The organism is Candidatus Vallotiella sp. (ex Adelges kitamiensis) (assembly GCF_020342435.1).
Taxonomy (GTDB): Bacteria; Pseudomonadota; Gammaproteobacteria; order Burkholderiales; family Burkholderiaceae; genus Mycetohabitans.
In genome coordinates, this window is sequence record NZ_CP080504.1 from 768869 (window position 1) to 787559 (window position 18691).

At 42.1% G+C, this 18691-nt stretch carries 6 protein-coding genes, 2 tRNA genes, 1 other RNA gene and 1 pseudogene; 5 read left to right on the forward strand and 5 right to left on the reverse strand.

Features of this window, described 5'->3' with window-relative positions; genetic code table 11:
• The first annotated feature begins 541 nt into the window (after nt 1-541).
• The 3 genes from ssrA (at nt 542) to K0T93_RS02930 (ending at nt 3769) form a co-directional block, all read left to right on the forward strand.
• Nucleotides 542-897, forward strand: a transfer-messenger RNA (tmRNA) gene (ssrA, locus tag K0T93_RS02920).
• Nucleotides 898-2553: 1656 nt separating this feature from the next.
• Nucleotides 2554-3576 (forward strand): class 1 fructose-bisphosphatase, encoded by a 1023-nt coding sequence (locus K0T93_RS02925; RefSeq protein ID WP_225721210.1) that lies wholly within the window; start codon nt 2554-2556, stop codon nt 3574-3576.
• A gap of 117 nt (nt 3577-3693) precedes the next feature.
• Nucleotides 3694-3769: transfer RNA gene (locus K0T93_RS02930), tRNA-Thr, on the forward strand.
• A 1445-nt stretch (nt 3770-5214) separates the two neighbouring features.
• On the opposite strand, the gene K0T93_RS02935 is transcribed toward K0T93_RS02930, so the two are convergent.
• Both K0T93_RS02935 and htpG read right to left on the reverse strand, forming a co-directional pair.
• Nucleotides 5215-6147: a spermidine synthase gene (locus K0T93_RS02935; protein WP_225721211.1), complete on the reverse strand. Its 933-nt coding sequence runs from the start codon at nt 6145-6147 to the stop codon at nt 5215-5217.
• A gap of 789 nt (nt 6148-6936) precedes the next feature.
• Nucleotides 6937-8829: a molecular chaperone HtpG gene (gene htpG, locus K0T93_RS02940; protein WP_225721212.1), complete on the reverse strand. Its 1893-nt coding sequence runs from the start codon at nt 8827-8829 to the stop codon at nt 6937-6939.
• Nucleotides 8830-9510: 681 nt separating this feature from the next.
• Between htpG and K0T93_RS02945 the strand changes: the two are divergent.
• Nucleotides 9511-9906, forward strand: a pseudogene (locus K0T93_RS02945) (RidA family protein); the annotation flags it as partial.
• 1581 nt (nt 9907-11487) lie between these two features.
• Here the strand turns inward: K0T93_RS02945 and parC are convergent.
• The 3 genes from parC to K0T93_RS02960 form a co-directional block, all read right to left on the reverse strand.
• A complete protein-coding gene (gene parC / locus K0T93_RS02950) occupies nt 11488-13806 on the reverse strand; it encodes a DNA topoisomerase IV subunit A (RefSeq protein WP_225721213.1) in 2319 nt (772 codons plus the stop codon).
• A 79-nt stretch (nt 13807-13885) separates the two neighbouring features.
• A complete protein-coding gene (locus tag K0T93_RS02955; protein ID WP_225721214.1) occupies nt 13886-15874 on the reverse strand; it encodes a DNA topoisomerase IV subunit B in 1989 nt (662 codons plus the stop codon).
• 124 nt (nt 15875-15998) lie between these two features.
• A complete protein-coding gene (locus tag K0T93_RS02960) occupies nt 15999-17948 on the reverse strand; it encodes an ATP-binding cassette domain-containing protein (protein ID WP_225721215.1) in 1950 nt (649 codons plus the stop codon).
• 488 nt (nt 17949-18436) lie between these two features.
• Here K0T93_RS02960 and K0T93_RS02965 point away from each other — a divergent pair.
• Nucleotides 18437-18511 (forward strand) — tRNA-Arg (locus K0T93_RS02965).
• Nucleotides 18512-18691 lie beyond the last annotated feature (180 nt).

The following is an 18691-nucleotide window of genomic DNA, read 5'->3' on the forward strand; positions in this document are numbered from 1 at the left end:
GCTTGACGCTTTATTGGCGTGACGTGTGCTTTTCTAGCCCACAGCATATTATGCATGACTAACGTTGATTTACATGAGCTTAAGAAAAATTGACTTTACGCGTTCATGTACTTAATAAACGAGTACTTGATATTGGCTGAGGCGGGGACATTTTGTCCAAATTGATCGAACGGCTAGGCACTGTCTAAGTTAAGGGAACTTATTTATGTGAGAAAACACCCCGTATCGCCGATCTGCATAGGTTAAAGAATAATGTTATAAACGTCGAGTATAAAAAATTCTGCAGAGGCGCTTGATGCTCGCGAGCCGACGTCATAGACGTAGTCACCTAAATAGAAGTGCTAGAGCATGTTCTGCAGCCACCAGGTATCGTTCGTGCATATGCACAACTAGTCAACGCTTCGTGTTAACTAATAATACCTATATCAATTATATGACTACATGTCGACACGTTATGTAAACTACTAATTTACCGGCTAACTAGAAAACTGACCGATCGACTGTGCCCATGTTTTGTGAGATAATAAATACGTACCTTACAGGGGCCGACCTGGTTTCGACGTGGGTAGCGAAGTAATTTAGGGCATACCGAGGACCCGTTATCTCGTAAATCAATGGGACTTTAAGTAACTGCGAACGACGAAACGTACGCACTAGCCGCTTAACACCGGCTAGCCTCGCGCTAGATCGCTGATGGACTAGGGTTAAACCATGCGAGGTCATTACATCAGCTAATCCACAGCAGAGTCACGGTGCTGTGGCCAAAAATTTAGTGGCTCGCCATAGCGAGGCGTGTTCGTCCGCATCGATACGGTTAAATTAAAAGACTGGACTAAGTATGTAGAACTAATTGCAAAGTGCTTGCGGACGCGGGTTCGATTCCCGCCGGCTCCACCAATATTTAATCTAACCAGGCATACTTAGTTAGATCTAATGTGCTTCCACTGAACTCCGCTCAAGCTCACGCTATGGCACTCTAGTAGCATTTCTGGCGCATGTTGGGGGACACAATACAATTCGAAACAGGTACTCCCATAGGGAGTCCTACGCGCACACTATTACATGAAAATGCATCGTAGTAGCATATAATCAGCACTATGTAATTATAGTTTAATGGCTACATCTCGATAATCTGTCGTGATTTATTTATAGATTAGGTGAATTGAATTGCTGGTGTTGATTCGACTATAGTCGAAGCTAAGCTTCAATAAAGTAAAAACTCGCAATATGGATGCCGAATAACATCACTTTTGTTAAGCTAACTGACTACCATTACACTGTTGTAGCATATGTATATAAACGCAAGGCAAAGCTACATCCTAGAAATCGTTTGATTGAAAGGTGTATTTGATTAAAAGATGCACAACTAACTATCGCGTTATCGGATATGTTATTACTAATACGATCAACTTAAATACAACTGGGACCAGACGACGCCTGATCGGGTTTGACAGTGCGCCACTATTTAGCAACTAAATTAATGGGCAAGTAAAAATTGTTACCAGGAGCGATACGCAGCCAATAAATTAATCACTTTCGTGCCAAAAGTAGGCATATATATTAGAGACACTATAATGATAATGACTAAGTCTATGCTAGAAATAACCGGCGCTCTAGCTCACGACTATTGAGATGAAACCTTGCTCATTGTCGGGCGCTACTCATGCTAAAAACTCGGCGGTCTCTCTCAATAATTTCTAGATTAAGCACAGAAATAGAACGTTAAGCAGCCAACTAAGCAGGGTATCTGCGCCTTATACCCATTATTTATCTGGCCTTTAGCCTATAAACTGATGCGCTACTAACTTTACCCTTATCAAAAATATTGTAACAGGTGACCGGATAAAATCCGTGCTAGCTCTATAAGACCCATCGCCTCATACTGGATACAAGTGCTATCACTGTGATCCCAACTATTGTTGGGGACAAAGGCCAAGAGGAGACCCGGTCAACGCCCACGATAGCTGCTATGTCCATAATATACTCGAACCTGAGTAAGGCGCATTAGGAGTACAGCGTCGATAAAATTGTACACCTCTAGAAATTACGGCTAGCACACATAATACATCACTTATCTTTGATTCTGATACGGTTGTGTCGGTTATCTCTATCCCGCAAAAACGCAGACATTTAAAAATCGGATCTCTAGCATTGATCGCGCAATACAATGCTAGAATTTTACTTAACCCTGTATGCGAATAGTGATAGAGCGATCCATGTTGGGTTAATGTAGGTTATGATTGTCTTTATATTTAGACTATACTTAAGGCATAAGTCGGTATAAATTCAAAGCGCAACACTTCCGAGTTGGTCAAAGTAATGCTATATCTGAGTCTACCAGACGGCTACGCGTTGCCGACTCCCCATAGATAATGGGCGAAATCAGGTCTACAGAAACCCAATCTCCAATTAGATTTTTATAGAAAGAGGTTGTTACCAAAGCGCTATACCGCCCCTGTAAAATTATGGCATGTAATAAATCACGGCGCGGTACTAGAAAGCGGGCTGATAAAACAATAATCGTACCTCTCGAACAGTATTTTCAGACTTATTATGGAAGCGACTCAGCTTATGTCTCACTACATAACTCTTACCCAACACCTAATCGAAGAACAGCGCAAACACAACAGCATCACGGCTGATCTTTGTCTATTGATTGAGGCTATCTCACACGCCTGTAAGCTCATTGGTTATCATGTTAGCAGAGGTGCGTTAGGCGAAGCCTACGGCAGTACAGATAGAGAGAATATCCATGGAGAAATACAGAAGAAACTAGATATCCTATCTAATAATATTTTTCTTACAGCTAACGAATGGGGTGGTAACCTTGCTGCAATGGCATCGGAGGAAATGGAAGGAATTTATCTGATCCCCGACTCTTTTCCAAGGGGAAACTATTTATTGCTATTTGATCCGCTTGATGGCTCGTCTAATATCGATGTAAACGTATCGATCGGTACAATATTTTCGGTTCTTCGATGCTCAGATAGTCGCACTCCAACCGAACAATCATTCCTACAACAAGGTTCTCATCAGGTAGTGGCCGGTTATGCCGTATACGGGCCGCAAACATCGCTCGTTCTAACTACAGGATACGGCGTCAACTGTTTCACCCTTGATCGAGAGCTGGGTTCATGGATATTGACGCATCGCGATCTGCGCATCCCGCTTGAAACACGCGAGTATGCGATTAATTCTTCGAACCAGCGACACTGGTACACACCGGTTCAGCGTTATGTTAGTGAAATGATAGATGGTGCGGACGGCACTAGAAAAGCAGATTTCAATATGCGCTGGATTGCATCAATGGTCTCGGACGTGCATCGCATCCTACATCGCGGTGGTATATTTATGTATCCAGCTGATAAGCGAATGCCCAGAAGACCCGGTAAGCTTCGTCTTATGTATGAGGCAAATCCGATAGCGTTTATTATTGAACAAGCGGGTGGCGCTGCGACTAACGGGAAAAATAGAATTTTAGATATTTACCCCCAAAGTCTCCATGAGCGCGTTGCTGTATTCCTTGGCTCTAAGAATGAAGTTGACCGTGTGACGCGATATCATCTTAAGGGCTAGAGTATTAGACACTCAGTTTCTGAAACTAAACAGTACTCAGAAACTGGCAGCCGGTAAAATTACATAAATATAAAAGTTGCCACCTTTCTTATCCATTCTTATAATTTCGTCTCTCTTGCCGGTGTAGCTCAGTTGGTAGAGCAGCGCATTCGTAATGCGAAGGTCAGAAGTTCGAGTCTTCTCTCCGGCACCACAAATTTAATTCGATAAACTCTGTATTTTATAATTTTTTTGTTTTAATTTTTCTTTTTATATAGCTGATTCTCAATAGTAATATTGGCATTCTCTTATCCGAAGCATCTATATAGTGCCAGTACACGATAAGATATACTATAAATAATTCGAATAATATAAAAAATTACCATGGAAGCTTAACACTCTCTGCCGAGAAGAAGCTCTTGGTGCGTTAGTGTAACTTAGAACCCGCACGTAACGTTATTTCTACTTATTATTCGAGTAGAAGTTATTTTGACGCCTGTGTCAGGCAATTTTGCTTTACAGTTAACAATAATTACAGTATCTATATTTAAGCTACTTCTCTAAGACTTTCTTTATTTGCAATGTAATTTCTTTTCTCAGAAGAGATTCTGGAAGACTTATATTTAGGGCGTGCGTACTATGTATTAATACATCAATATTAGATTTATTCGATAGTTTTTAGGAGATTGTAGCTGCAAAATTAAGCTAAACTACCATAGCTTATGCATATAAGCAATATCTGCTAAGCGTGTTATAGCCTTAAGCACTGTTCTCACTAAATAACTGCTTGTGCGGGCGTTATAAATTCCACGGTTTTTTACTTTAAAATGATAGTACATAATTACTATTTATCAAAGCATTAAGGCTATCCTTTGAATCTAGATAGCAGATTTAGCTAATTAATATTAGCTAGTATCTCTGATACGGACGACTGTATCTATATTTAGTCGCTGATCAAATCTATTAAGCTCGTATAACTTTATACTTAAGCAACACGTATATAGCTATACTATGCACAGCATTTCAGAGATGAAAAGTATTCTAATTTAATAAAACTTTTTCTTTAGAAGATATTAATTCATAAGTGTGTTAATGTTGGTCTGAAAATATCAGCAGGGCGAATCATCATGCCTAACACTGGTCAATCTACGGCATATACACTAGTATAAACTAGTGTTAATTCTTCTTACTTCGATGATAAAGCTGATCTATAGTATTTATTAGTATTTGGATTGGCGCTGTAAATTAAGATCGGCAAGGTCGATTTTAAAAAAATACTATATAAAAGTATGAATTTTGACTATAACGAATTGCGTGCCGCTCGATTTTTTTATTTATTCCGATATATTTTAGGATTAAATCCTAGATTAGGTATAGCTAAACAAGCACTGCATCTTCCTTACTTACATACTTTTCAAGCTAGCCTTTACTTTAAAACTATACATGCTAGATTTATTTTGGAAATTTCAAATTTAGCTACATTGTACTATTTAATTATTTATACGCTATTTTTATAGTATATAAAAATAACCTAGGAGTAGTTCTTAATATCGAGACCTATTCCCTGTTGATAAGCAGCTTAATACCCACCCGGTTACAGTATAATATATTGCTTATCTAAAAATAAATCTAGAATTTTTAGATAAGGGTAATCCGCATTCAGATCATAAAGCGCTGCCCGATAAGGCTATTAGGTAAAGTCCTATGATGTGGAGCATTAGTTGTCATTTGTAACGCATCAATCCAATTACTAGCGCTTAATCTATAAGTTTTCTCTATCACTTGCGCACGATTAACAAGAAAGCTCCAGTCAATAGATAACGCAGGTCCCGAGAAAGCCAGAACAACGCGATTCCCTTCATATAACTTAGGCAACGCAATAACTCGCGTACCAAATACTACGCGTAAATGATGCATATTTCGCGCAAAGTTTAGATGTTCTCCAAACAGGTTGACTGTTAATATAGCGGGGTTTCTGAGGCACGCTAAGCACCTCCGATAAAATGCGATAGAATCAAGCGTCGGACCATATCCGTTCTGATCATACAGATCAATCTGCATCACACCGATGGTGCCGTGGTTTGTGCAATCATTTACAAAATCCCATGCATTAATCTGAAGTACATGCAAACGCTGATCATCAGGCGGTAATTCAAACATACTTCGCGCAGCAACGATTACTTCTGGATTTAATTCTACCGCATCAATATGCGAGTGCGGAAAATATTTGTAGCAGAACTTGGTCAAAGCCGCTACCCCGAGGCCTAATTGTACAATGCGCCTGGGTGGTCTAAGAAAGAGTAGCCACGCCATCATCTGCCGGACATATTCAAACTCAATATCAAATGGGTTTTTCAAGCGCATCGCGCCTTGAATCCATTCAGTCCCGAAATGCAAATAGCGAACTCCAAATTTCTCAGAAAATGTCACTGGCATAAAACAGGCTTTATTCAGCCCGCTATTATGCTGAATTTTAGTATCTTGCTTATTAAATACTGGTCGGCGCTCTTCTGTAAGCGACTGCTGCGTAATCCGTCTAGCTCGCTGGAGCGCTAGTGCTTGTACCGGCATGCGCTTATTAAAAAGTGTCATAACAGAAAATCTGATGTATTTATCGTACTCGCTGTTAGCTAACAATTTCTTTACCCACTCTATATTTTAAGTGGTTTGACTGTTTCTACAGAAAACCTTTGCTAAAACAATAGTATTACATTTTTTTAATAAAAATGAGAATAGCTTTTTTAGGCTTATTAGCACTAATTACCCTAGCTATAAATAACTTGTCATTTTTTGGTAATCTAATAATGACTATTTTTACAATGAAATGCTACAGGTATATCCTGTATATTGACTCCATGGTAAGTGAAAATGTGTTCGCTACATAGCCTATATAAGACTATATAACTCAGGCCTGTTTAGTACTGAGTGATAGAACAAATTCTGTGGATTTTTTAATGTTACTAAGCGATATCCTGCTAAAAATCTACTTAGTACTGGAACAGCTGCATTAAACTCATTTGCCGTTAGAAAACATTAAAGATTACTTGGTTAAATAGCCTACAGAGAATACTTAGCTGTTATTATTGGAAGCCACTAAGATAGGTAAACATTAAAATAACTGCTTGAGCTGTATCTTAGTGGATCCGATCTTAATTAAATAAGCGCTATCTCGACACATTATCTATTGCGACTATCATAGTGTAAATATACGTCAGCATTTAACACTAACTTTATTACAAACAGGCCCCTATAGTTACTTGATCGAATGTGATAAATAATTTGTGAATATGCTGACGCGTATTACCACATCTTATAATCTGGAGCAGAAAGCCGAACGTGCCTGTATACTTATTCATTAGGATAGCCGCTTAAACATACTGTTTAATGTTTACTAGATATTAATAACATATTAATGCGCTTGACGAAACTCGCTGGGTCGTCGAGTACCCCTCCCTCTGCTAATAGCGCTTGATCAAATAGTAAATGACACCAATCGACAAAATTTGTCATAGTCGGCGATAGTCGGTTGACTAGTGCATGCTCCGGATTTACTTCAAGTATCGGATGAAAATCTGGTGCTTTCTGCCCGGCCGCTTTTAATAAGCGTTGTAGATAGCCGCTCATCTCTCCTTCATCAGCTACAAGGCAACTTGGCGACTCAGTTAAGCGGGAAGTAAGGCGAACATCTTTGGCTTTTTCCTTAAGCACATCTTTTATCTGATCGACTAGAGGTTTTAGGTCTTCACGAACCTTTTCCTGCACATTTTTTTCTTCGTTATATGAAGCACCCAGATCTAGATCGCCACGAGCAACGCTCGCCAGCGGTTTACCGTTAAATTCACGCAAAAATGACATCATCCATTCGTCAACGCGATCAATCAACAAAAGCACTTCGATATTTTTTTTGATGAATACTTCCAAGTGTGGACTATTACGCGCTCCTTGCCAACTATCAGCTGTCACATAATAAATTTTTGTTTGCTCAGGCTGCATCCGCTCGACGTAATCACTAAGAGACACATTCTGTTCTGGGCTATTGCTTCGTGTCGACGCGAAGCGAAGTAACTTAGCGATACGCTCCTGGTTCGAGAAGTCTTCACCTAGACCCTCCTTAAATACCTGCCCGAATTCGCACCAGAACTTCGTGTATTTTTGCTTGTCAGCGCTGGTATCAGCCAGCTCTTCGAGCATTGACAGCACTCGCTTAGTCACACCATCTCGGATTGCCTTGACATCACGGCTCTCCTGCAGAATCTCACGTGATACGTTCAGGGGTAGATCATTTGAGTCGACCACACCTTTGATAAAGCGCAGGTAGTTAGGCAACAACTGCTCTGCTTCATCCATGATAAAGATGCGCTTTACATATAGTTTTAGACCGCCACGATGGCTGCGGTTCCACATATCGAATGGAGCGTGACTAGGAACATATAGCAACTGTATATATTCACTACGCCCTTCAACGCGATTATGCGTCCAGGTAAGTGGAGCCTCATGATCGTGAGATAAATGCTCGTAGAAGCTTTTATATTGCTCATCGCTAATCTGGTTCTTTGCGCGTGTCCAGATTGCGCAGGCTTGGTTGATAGTTTCATCTTCATCTTTAGTAACTATCTCACTCTTTTCGGCGTTCCACTCCTCTTTTTTCATTAGGATTGGTAGATCAATATGGTCTGAGTACTTCTGTATGATAGACTTTATTCTATGTGAGGATAAAAGTTCATCCTCACTATCGCGCAAATATAGCGTAATAGATGTGCCACGCTGGGTTCGTTCAATTTTCTCAACGCTAAATTCGCCGTCGCCAGTGCTTTCCCAGCGTACTCCATGCTCAGCAAGCAAGCCAGCGCGACGCGATTCTACGACAATTCGATCCGCGACAATAAAGCCTGAATAGAAGCCGACACCGAACTGGCCAATTAATGTCGCATCTTTTTGCTGATCCCCGGATAGCTTAGCAAAAAACTCTTTAGTTCCTGATCGTGCGATGGTGCCTAAGTGTGAGACCGCCTCGTCACGACTCATGCCAATTCCGTTATCGCTGATAATGATCGTGCGTGCAGCTTTATCGTACGCAATTCGGATATGTAAGTCCGGGTCGTCTTCGTATAATCTAGTATCGACAATTGCCTCGAAACGCAGCTTGTCTGCTGCGTCGGATGCATTTGAAATCAGCTCACGTAGGAAAATCTCTTTGTTACTGTACAATGAGTGAATCATGAGTTGCAGGAGCTGCTTGACTTCTGCCTGGAAGCTCATAGTTTCTTGTGCCATATTCTGAATCCTTTCAGCGAGTTGAAGTCAACAGACGCAATGCCAGCCTATTTGTTATCTCCGATAATGGGGATAACCCGCGAGGAATCAAGACTTGACTAGGAACTTGCATGTAGAAACATGTAATATCTAAGTATCACTGTAGTTTGCTTGTTATATAAAATTAGAGCTACCCTATAAGTTCTGGTAATTCTAGGCTAATATCACTCCAGTATTGGAGAATATTCTCCAGAATAGAGATTATTAGGCGAGGGTTAGACACACCGCATTACTCATGCCTTACGATTATACCGTCGTTACGGTAATATTAATTCGGTAATAACAGAAAGCGCGATATGCCAATATGCAGTTTTCTAGGTGTCAATCAGGCAAAAATATGCGAAGTGTATAGCGTTGGTGCTAAATTAGTCAGTGTAATATACTCAGCATAACACTAATAATAATTAGATTCTCATGCATAATATGCATTCAGGATAAGTCTCGTACTGAAAATAGTTTATTCTATATAGGTGACGCCTCGGTGTAACTTATGCATCTGCTGCCCGTCTAAATAGATAAAAATCGCGCTCATAGCTAGAATTCTCTAAGCTGAATTTGTCGGATCTGACTTCTTATTATCTGCTATCCCCTTGGAGGTTTCATGTCAAATATATATGTCTAACCGAAAAGGCTTAATACACACCAGTATCTTTTTATATTATGAGTGTGCAAGCAGGAAAATAGTATTCTTATCCAGCCATATCGCTAAAAACGGAAGAGTTTAGACCGGTAAGCTAGGTAATACTATAGGTATAGAAGAAAAGCAATAAGCGGCCCGCAGTATTGCCATTGACTTGCCTGCAACATTGTATGAACACTTGGGTGATCTAAACCATGTCGAGCGTATCGTCAAGATTATGAGCCCAATTAATTCGACACCAGACTTCTTCGAACAGTACTTGGTAATGAACAAGGCATCGGAGTTGTTCATAGCGATATTTAGTAAGCGCGGCAAGCATGCCCTGTTCAGCGTTCGGCGTTGTGCAAATTCCGTTAGGTGCTTGCATGGAAATCGCATTTATTGCTACAGTCGGATAAATGTTTCTGCTAGAACGAGTTATTTTATTATTAGTACTTCAAGCCGACTACAGTATACTAATCATTAGATTTATTTCGATCTAGCTTATCTTAAGGTGTGCTCTTTTAGAGCTGATTATTATCCACTTTTTACTTCTATCTTTTACTATTGATACACGCAACATAGGCTCTTCGCACGCTCGAGATATTCTTATGAATTGAGATATCTGAGTCACAGTAGACTAAGTGTGACAACGCCTTCTAAGCGTTGATATCTGTCATTGAGTATCTGTAAATTAGATAGTGTGCTATCCAGGACTGAATAGCATTAGGGGAGCCAAGTTTTTGATTTTCATTCTTTATTTACCTCTAACAGATGCGTGTACTGCTCAAGCGCTTTGGCGTTTTTGCCTTATAAAGGCTCAGTGACTTAGACTATATAGTTATCGGTATTTGCTAGTGCTCTCGTTTTTATTGGAGTTAATAGGAAACTACCCTGGGTTGTGATAGTAAGGCGAAATGTACTAAAACGATAAAATTTCTATGGATCTCTACCGCTCTTCATCGTGGGAGAGACCTTGTCTACTTCGTAAAGGTAGGTTTTATCACTGATTTTCAACTAGAAAAGTGCTCCATTTAACATAAGCAACTCTTCAATTTTCTTAATTACCTGAATATCGGATACTACACTGATATAGTTACCTGTCTGTCTAGGGTCAGATACAATATCGGCGGCGGGACTTAATATAGATGTGGATATCCGTCTTTCTGGCGCACTAGTCTATAAATTGTTATGGCTAGAATCGCAATATCTTATTGCACATTAAGATTGTAGCTGCGCTACTTCAGTAGGATTGAACCATAATTAATTACCACAGTCTAGACTGGCGAACGCACATACTAATATAAGACCTATCCGCTTTAGCCGTGGCTATCGTAAGTAACACGTACCATCTCTAAATAAGCTAGAAGCTTATGTTTTCCTGGTCAGCGAGCTAACTTTATATTAGACTAGTTTGTAAGACTAGTACTGATTGGTAGATGAAATGTGCGCAGTACCATTTCTACACAAATAAACTTTTGCCTAGCCTAACTTGCTAGGCTATTCGGATTTCAATTTAAAATATTGTCTTTCGAAAACTTCGTATATTTCTGATAACAAATAAAATATATAGTTATTTTGCACTGTTTCCGGTTGTATCGCCGCCTATTTAAGCATAAAGCATTCAGGCTGTCGATCGCTGATTATATTTATACCCATTACTCCAACAATGATGTAGAGTAGGCTAGAAAAACTTATATAGTACCCGTGCTTAAAGTCTATGATACAAGTTTTGCGTACGGTAGTAATAGTTTATCTGAGATATAGACGGGATCACTGAGTAAGCATCAATAGAATAAAGTCATAAAATCTAGACAAAGATTAAATTAAGTAATGGTAACAAAGATTAAGACGATATATTAAAATAGCTAAGCGCATAAAATTTATAGGGTAGCATGTAGATAACCTATAATACCGATTACGGTAATGTGCAAAACAGCATAGGCCGATACTCTTTTGATACATTTATTCTCCCCTAATCTTCAGACCATCTCCTCAGACTATACTGAAAACATGCTCAACACCTTAAATTTGACCGCTGGTACCTTACCATAGTGCGCGCGCGCCCTAATATAAGGGGTAAGTGTATTACCAACTAGCTTCTTCTGTTTCGGCTTTCCGCTTCGCCCAATGCCGTTAAGCATTAACCCGGTTTGGCTAATCCCCAGTGCTTGGATCAACTGATCATCGCTATCTAGCCTAATTAATATTAGGCCACGTCCACCGTTTGATAACGTTTTCATCTCATTCAACCCGAACACTAAAAGCCGCGTCTCACCCTTTAGCCCACGTGCTAAACATGCAATCTGCAAAGCATTCGGGTACACGGGCATTGGAGCTAATAGCTTCGTGCCGTCGTTAATCGTCATGAATAACTTTCCAGCTTTCACGCGGCTGAACATATCGGCTATTCGTGCGATAAAACCAAAGCCATTACTTGATGTGAGCAGCAATAACTGTTCGTGCGGCGCAGCAAAATAGTGTATTAGATGAGTCCCAGACTCTAACCTAATTAACGCAGTGACCGGAACTCCATCGCTACGACCGCCGGGAAGCAATGTAACTGGCACTGAATAGACGCGTCCATTACTGCCCAATACTATTAGTGTATCAGTCGTTCGGCACTGGAAAGCTGCATATAAACTATCGCTGGCCTTAAATATAAAACCTGATGCATCTAGCCCATGTCCTTTCAGGATACGGACCCAACCACTCTGCAAGACAATAACAGTCACCGGTTCATCAACAATATTCGACTCGAACGCTGTGCGCTTATCTTGCTGTATTAGCGTTCGCCGAGCATCGCCGAACCGCTTCGCATCTGTCTGAATTTCCTTGATAATCAGCTGCTTCATGGTTATGTCACTACCTAGTAACTCTTCAAGCCGTGTCTTTTCTGCATGAAGCTTGCCCAACTCCTTATCAATTTTATTCTTTTCTAGTCCCGCCACTTGACGAAAACGAAGATCGAGAATGTCGTTCACTTGCTGCTTTGATAATCCGAAGGATGTGATAAGTGTTGCTTGTGGTTTGTCCGACGCACGAATGATATGAATCACCGAATCTAGGTTAAGAAAGACAGTCATCCGGCCCTCGAGGATATATATCCGATCCTGTACTTTGGATAGCTCAAACTGCGTTCTCCGCGTTACAGTCGTGAAACGGTAGCTAATCCATTCTCGGAGAATCTCGATCAGCCCTTTCTGTTGCGGCCGACTATCAGAGCCGACCATCACTAGGTTAATTGGCACACTAGATTCTAGGCTGGTGTACGCGAGCAATGTATGAATAAAGTCAGTCTGATCGATACGACTAGATTTTGGTTCGAATATAAGTCGTACTGGTAAATCCTTGCCAGATTCATCACGTACTGTGTCAAGCAGAGCAAGCAGATTCTGCTTGCTCTGAAGTTGTTCGAGCGTCAATGTTTTTTTGCGAAGTTTAAGTTTTGGATTAGTTAACTCCTCAATTTCTTCCAGGAGCTTCTGCGATGACGTACCAGGTGGTAGCTCCGTGATTACTAGTTGCCATTGCCTGCGCGCTAACCTTTCAATCGTCCAACGCGCGCGTACCCTTAAACTACCACGCCCGCTTTCGTATACAGAGAAAATTTCTGATGGACTTGAGATGATTTGCCCCCCCCCCGAGAAGTCCGGACCCGGTATTTGCTCTATTAAGTCTCCGCGATTTAGATATGGATTGTGGATTAATTTGATAACAGCCCGCGCAACTTCGCGCAAGTTATGCGAGGGAATCTCAGTAGCCATACCGACTGCAATTCCAGATGCGCCATTAAGCAATACGAATGGCAAGCGTACCGGCAATGACTTAGGCTCCTTAAATGAGTTATCATAATTGGGAATGAAGTCAACCGTGCCCTGGTTTATCTCATTAAGCAGTAAGTGTGCAATTGGCGTGAGTCTCGCTTCGGTATAGCGCATTGCCGCGGCGCGGTCACCATCGCGCGAGCCGAAATTTCCTTGTCCGTCGATTAACGGGTAGCGCATCGAAAAATCTTGGGCTAGCCGTACTAAGGCGTCATACGAAGATGAATCTCCATGCGGATGATACTTTCCAAGAACGTCGCCAATTACACGCGCTGACTTAACCGGCTTCGCATCTGCTACTAGCCCCATCTCATACATTGCATACAAGATACGACGCTGCACTGGCTTCTGACCATCAGTTATATTAGGCAGGGCACGACTCTTGACAACTGATACTGCATAGTTAAGATAGGCGTGCTCAGCATAATCACCTAGCGTCAGGTATTCGCCATCGGAGGACGGTGAAAAATCTAGCTTTAATTCTTTACTCATCGGGTGGCAGTCTCAGATCCAAGTCCGCTGAATAGCATGCTGCGGTAGCACCCTATAACGTCGTATGTTGCACTATTCGCTAAATAGTGCCCTGCACCTCATTGCTCTTGTCTTCGAGCCACGCACGCCGCGCGGCAACTTCCCCCTTGCCTACTAACATCGTCATACGCTCGATAGTCGCATCGAAATCTAGGCAGCCCAGTTGCACAGGAATTAGACGTCGAATATCCGGGTTCATCGTCGTGTCCCACAATTGATTAGAATTCATTTCACCCAGTCCCTTAAAGCGCGAAATTGTCCAGGCAGCTCCAGGTACGCTATCCTTTCGGAGTTTATCTACTATCGCCTTAAGCTCGCTTTCGTCTAGCGCATAGAGTTTCTTCGATGGATTCTTACCACGTGCTGGCGTATCTACACGAAACAATGGCGGGCGTGCTACATATACATGCCCACGCTTAATAAGCTGGGGGAAATGACGAAAGAATAGCGTAAGCAGAAGTACTTGGATATGTAAGCCATCTACGTCTGCATCTGCAAGAATGCAAATCTTGCCGTAACGCATATTCGATAAGTCAAGTACATCATTGTTTGCATGCGGATTAACGCCAATTGCTACTGCAATATTGTACACTTCATTATTTTCGAAAAGGCGGTCACGTGTAGTTTCCCAAGTGTTAAGGATCTTGCCACGCAGCGGCAGAATCGCCTGAAACTCTTTATCGCGCCCCATTTTCGCGGATCCTCCCGCAGAATCGCCCTCAACTAGGAACAACTCATTCCGAGTTACATCACGTGATTCGCAGTCAACTAACTTACCTGGCAAGATTGCTACACTACAACTTTTGCGTTTCCCAACCTTCTGGACGACACAAGTGCGTGCTTGTGCCCGCTGGATTACTAACTCGGCTAATTTTCGTCCATGCTCAACGTTCCTATTAAGCCATAGCTCGAGGCTCAATCGCACCAATGAAGATATTAACCGAACGACATCCCGATTATTAAGTTGCTCTTTAATCTGACCCTGGAATTGCGGATCAAGAACTTTCGCTGATAATACAAATGAAACTCTTGCAAACACGTCCTCTGCAAGGACTTTAACGCCCTTAAGGCGCAAGTTATGAATCTCAATAAAGCTCTTGAGTGCTCTGAAAAGACCATCGCGTAGCCCGAACTCATGGGTTCCGCCTGCTGGTGTTGGAATAAGGTTAACATATGACTCTCGCAAGAGCGGACCCTCCTCAACCCATGCGACAACCCAGGATGCGCCTTCGCCTTTAGCAAACATAGTATTAGTTATACATGACGATTCAGCGTATCGCTCATCCTCAAATAGCGGGATCAACATGTCGTATCCGGCCAGACCCTCGAGCAAATAGCTGCGCAGTCCATTTCCATATTTCCATGACTGCTGCTCGCCAGTTTCTTCAATGATCAACACCACCTCAATACCAGGTAGTAGCACTGCTTTAGAACGCAATAAACGCCTTAATTCAGATTGTGGTACGTTAATAGAGTCAAAGTATTTCGAGTCAGGCCATGTAGTGATACGAGTTCCCGATTTTTTATCTACGCGGCTATTAGCCTCTCGTATGGTAGGGGCTCGTATCACATCGCCATGTGAGAAGCTAATGTCAGCTACTTTGCCGTCCCGCCATACGATAACGTCGAATCGCTTTGACAATGCATTAGTTACAGATGCACCCACACCATGCAAACCTCCGGAGAAGGTATAAGCGCTACCCTTATCTTTACTAAACTTACCCCCCGCGTGCAAGCGGGTGAAGACAATCTCTAATACTAGCTCCCCTTCTTCAGGGTGGGCACCAAATGGAATACCACGCCCATCATCCTCAACACTGACCGAATCGTCAGTATGCAATGTTACAATAATTTTCGAGCCAAATCCGACAAGCGCTTCATCCGCCGCATTGTCGATAATTTCTTGCACGATCTGCAGCGGATTCTGAGTGCGCGTATACATTCCTGGCCTTTGTTTTACCGGCTCAAGTCCTGTTAGCACTTGGATAGATGCTTCACCGTATGAAGAACTAGATTTTCTAGTAGCCATATTTCGAATAAATGTCGCTATTGTTATAAACAAACATTAAATAATTCGTTTACCTAGCCCCTGAAAATAATCGACTCTTATAAGAAAGCAGAGCTGTCGAGGTACGATATGGTCTCCGGCCGCACTATTTTACCGGCTTGCGCTTAGCCTCTAGAATCTGCCAGCGCTCAAGCGCATCTAACAGATTAGTATCAATCTCTGAATATTGCTCGGTCAGCCGAATGCTCTCAGCTAGATCCGTAATGAAAATTGACCCATCTCTTAGACGGGCGCTGATGGACTGCTGCTCTGCTTCGAGCCATGTAATCTGATCGGGCAATGAATCTAGTTCACGTTGTTCATTAAAAGTTAACTTGCTGCTGCGCCTCTGGTTGCGTCCTGCGACAGCACTAGGATTAGCGTCTAATATAAAGTTTTCGTTCTGTTTAGGCTGAATATTTACACTGCCCTTTAATAGAAAATTAGCGCGCGTCCTCTGTATCTGCCAATCGCTAAAATTGCCAATATACTTGCACCACCGACCGCTTCCTTCTGCTGCTATCACCGACGTAACAACGTTATCTAGGAATGCGCGATCATGGCTTACTAGTAGCACTGTGCCAGTATAAGCAATTAATAATTCTTCAAGGAGTTCCAGAGTTGGGATATCGAGATCGTTCGTCGGCTCATCTAAGACCAGAACGTTTGAAGGCTGTGCAAAAAGGCGCGCTAGCAATAGCCGGTTGCGCTCACCGCCGGATAGTGATTTAACCATCGAAACAGCACGTTCCGCAGGAAATAGGAAATCACGTAGGTAGCTTATTACATGCTTACGAGCGCCATTGATCTGTATCCAGTCTCCGCCCGGACTAATCGTATCTATCAGGCTACGTTCAGGGTCTAACTGTGTGCGCATCTGGTCGAAATATCTAATATGCAGCTTCGTACCGATGTGTACCTGGCCTTCGTCTGGCATAATCTTACCGAGAAGCAGCTTAAGTAACGTAGTCTTACCTGCTCCATTTGCGCCGACAAAGCCAGTTTTATCACCGCGCATTACCGTAGTCGAGAAGCACGTAACAATCGGATGCTCACCGTAATACTTGCTTACATTAATGAGTTCGGCAACGGTCTTACCGGACCTGTCAGCTTGCTTAAGGTTAAAGCATGCATTATCTTGCACTGTGCGTCGTTTTGCGAGCTTGTTGCGCATCTGCACGAGACGTGCGATACGCCCGATGCTGCGAGTACGACGTGCCTCAATACTCTTACGTATCCAGATCTCCTCTTGGGCAAGCAACTTATCAAACTTTTCATTCTCAACAGACTCCTCTTTGAGATGCTTTTCCTTGCGTGCTTGATAGAATGAAAAGTTACCCATATACGATAATAAGCGCCCGCGGTCGAGTTCGACAATGCGGGTAGCAACGCGGTCGAGGAATACACGATCATGAGTAACAAACAATATACTACTTCTTAGTGACAATAACAGCGTCTCAAGCCAGCGTATCGAATCAAAATCAAGATGATTAGTAGGTTCATCTAATAATAAGATATCGCTTTGCATCACTAGTGCGCGCGCTAAGGCAACACGTTTATGCATACCGCCAGAGAGCTGGTCCACCAACGTATTGCTCTTTAGACCCAATTGCGCAATCGTAGTCTCAACCTGAGTGCGCCAGGTCCATCCGTCGTTCGCATCCAGCTCAGATTGGAGCATATTCATACGCACTAATAATGGATATTGTGATGGCCCTTCGGGCATATCAGCTAGAGAACATAAAACGCTATTATATTCATCAAGAAGCATACGGGTACGCTCAAGCCCTGAGGCAACTATATCAAATACGCACATGCCAGGGCAAAAGACTGGCTCTTGAGGCACGTAAACAGTAGTGAGTGCCCGTGCACGATTAATTAAACCATCGTCAGGTTGAATTAGGCCGGAGACGATCTTTAGCAAGGAAGACTTACCCACACCGTTGTAGCCAATTAGACCTACTCGTTCACCTGGGTCGATTAAAAAATTCGTGTGGTCGAGCAATGCGACATGGCCGAACGCGAGTTGCGCGTCTGTAATAGAAAACAGCGACATTAAGGCAGAAAAGAATACATAATACCCATTATACTCTCTTCGAGACAAACCCTGGATTATGAGCCCGCATTCAGCGGTTAGGCGATACGGATACACTATGCTTATAGTGTAAAGAATATGTTTTGCTGAGTAAAAAGTTAACGGTTTTAGCCGCGTTTGAGATGATTAGATACACGATTTATATCCGTCTAATTATCCGGTAGATCTATCACAAATTTTATAATAAATAATACTCTCTATTGGGTGTTTTATAGCTCAGCGGATGGGTTTTAGGAAATCCAAGCCCATTAGTGCTATTGGTTAGAAATCTTATAAAACCAACGTTATAGTGATCTTGAGTGAGGAATCGGTGCGTCCCTAGATCGTACTCATGCTATCATGATGGCCACTAAATCTTGAAGTTTCTGCATATACCGCCATACTGCTGGTGCATTAATTTTATGCCGGTCTCTAGATCATATGCTATTAACAATAAATAGAAGAACCTGCTCGCTGTAGCACAATGGATAGTGCACGCGCCTCCTAAGCGTGAGATTCAGGTTCGAATCCTGACGGCGGGACCATACTACATACTAGTGCAGTAAGATGAAGATGACTGTCATCTTTCATAAACCTGTGATCTTAGATATTCTCATTCAAAGAGCTATTGTAGAGCTGCATTAAAGATACGTTATGTATCTGTCATACTAAACTAAAGCGAAAGAGCTAGTAGATTAATATACGCTTAAGCGCGTGATAAGTCT

What these genes read in the sequence shown, in the direction of transcription:
- K0T93_RS02925 (WP_225721210.1), top strand. Translation starts at nt 2,554, where the DNA reads ATGGAAGCGACTCAGCTTATGTCTCACTACATAACTCTTACCCAACAC.
- K0T93_RS02935 (WP_225721211.1), bottom strand. Translation starts at nt 6,147, where the DNA reads ATGACACTTTTTAATAAGCGCATGCCGGTACAAGCACTAGCGCTCCAG.
- htpG (WP_225721212.1), bottom strand. Translation starts at nt 8,829, where the DNA reads ATGGCACAAGAAACTATGAGCTTCCAGGCAGAAGTCAAGCAGCTCCTG.
- parC (WP_225721213.1), bottom strand. Translation starts at nt 13,806, where the DNA reads ATGAGTAAAGAATTAAAGCTAGATTTTTCACCGTCCTCCGATGGCGAA.
- K0T93_RS02955 (WP_225721214.1), bottom strand. Translation starts at nt 15,874, where the DNA reads ATGGCTACTAGAAAATCTAGTTCTTCATACGGTGAAGCATCTATCCAA.
- K0T93_RS02960 (WP_225721215.1), bottom strand. Translation starts at nt 17,948, where the DNA reads ATGTCGCTGTTTTCTATTACAGACGCGCAACTCGCGTTCGGCCATGTC.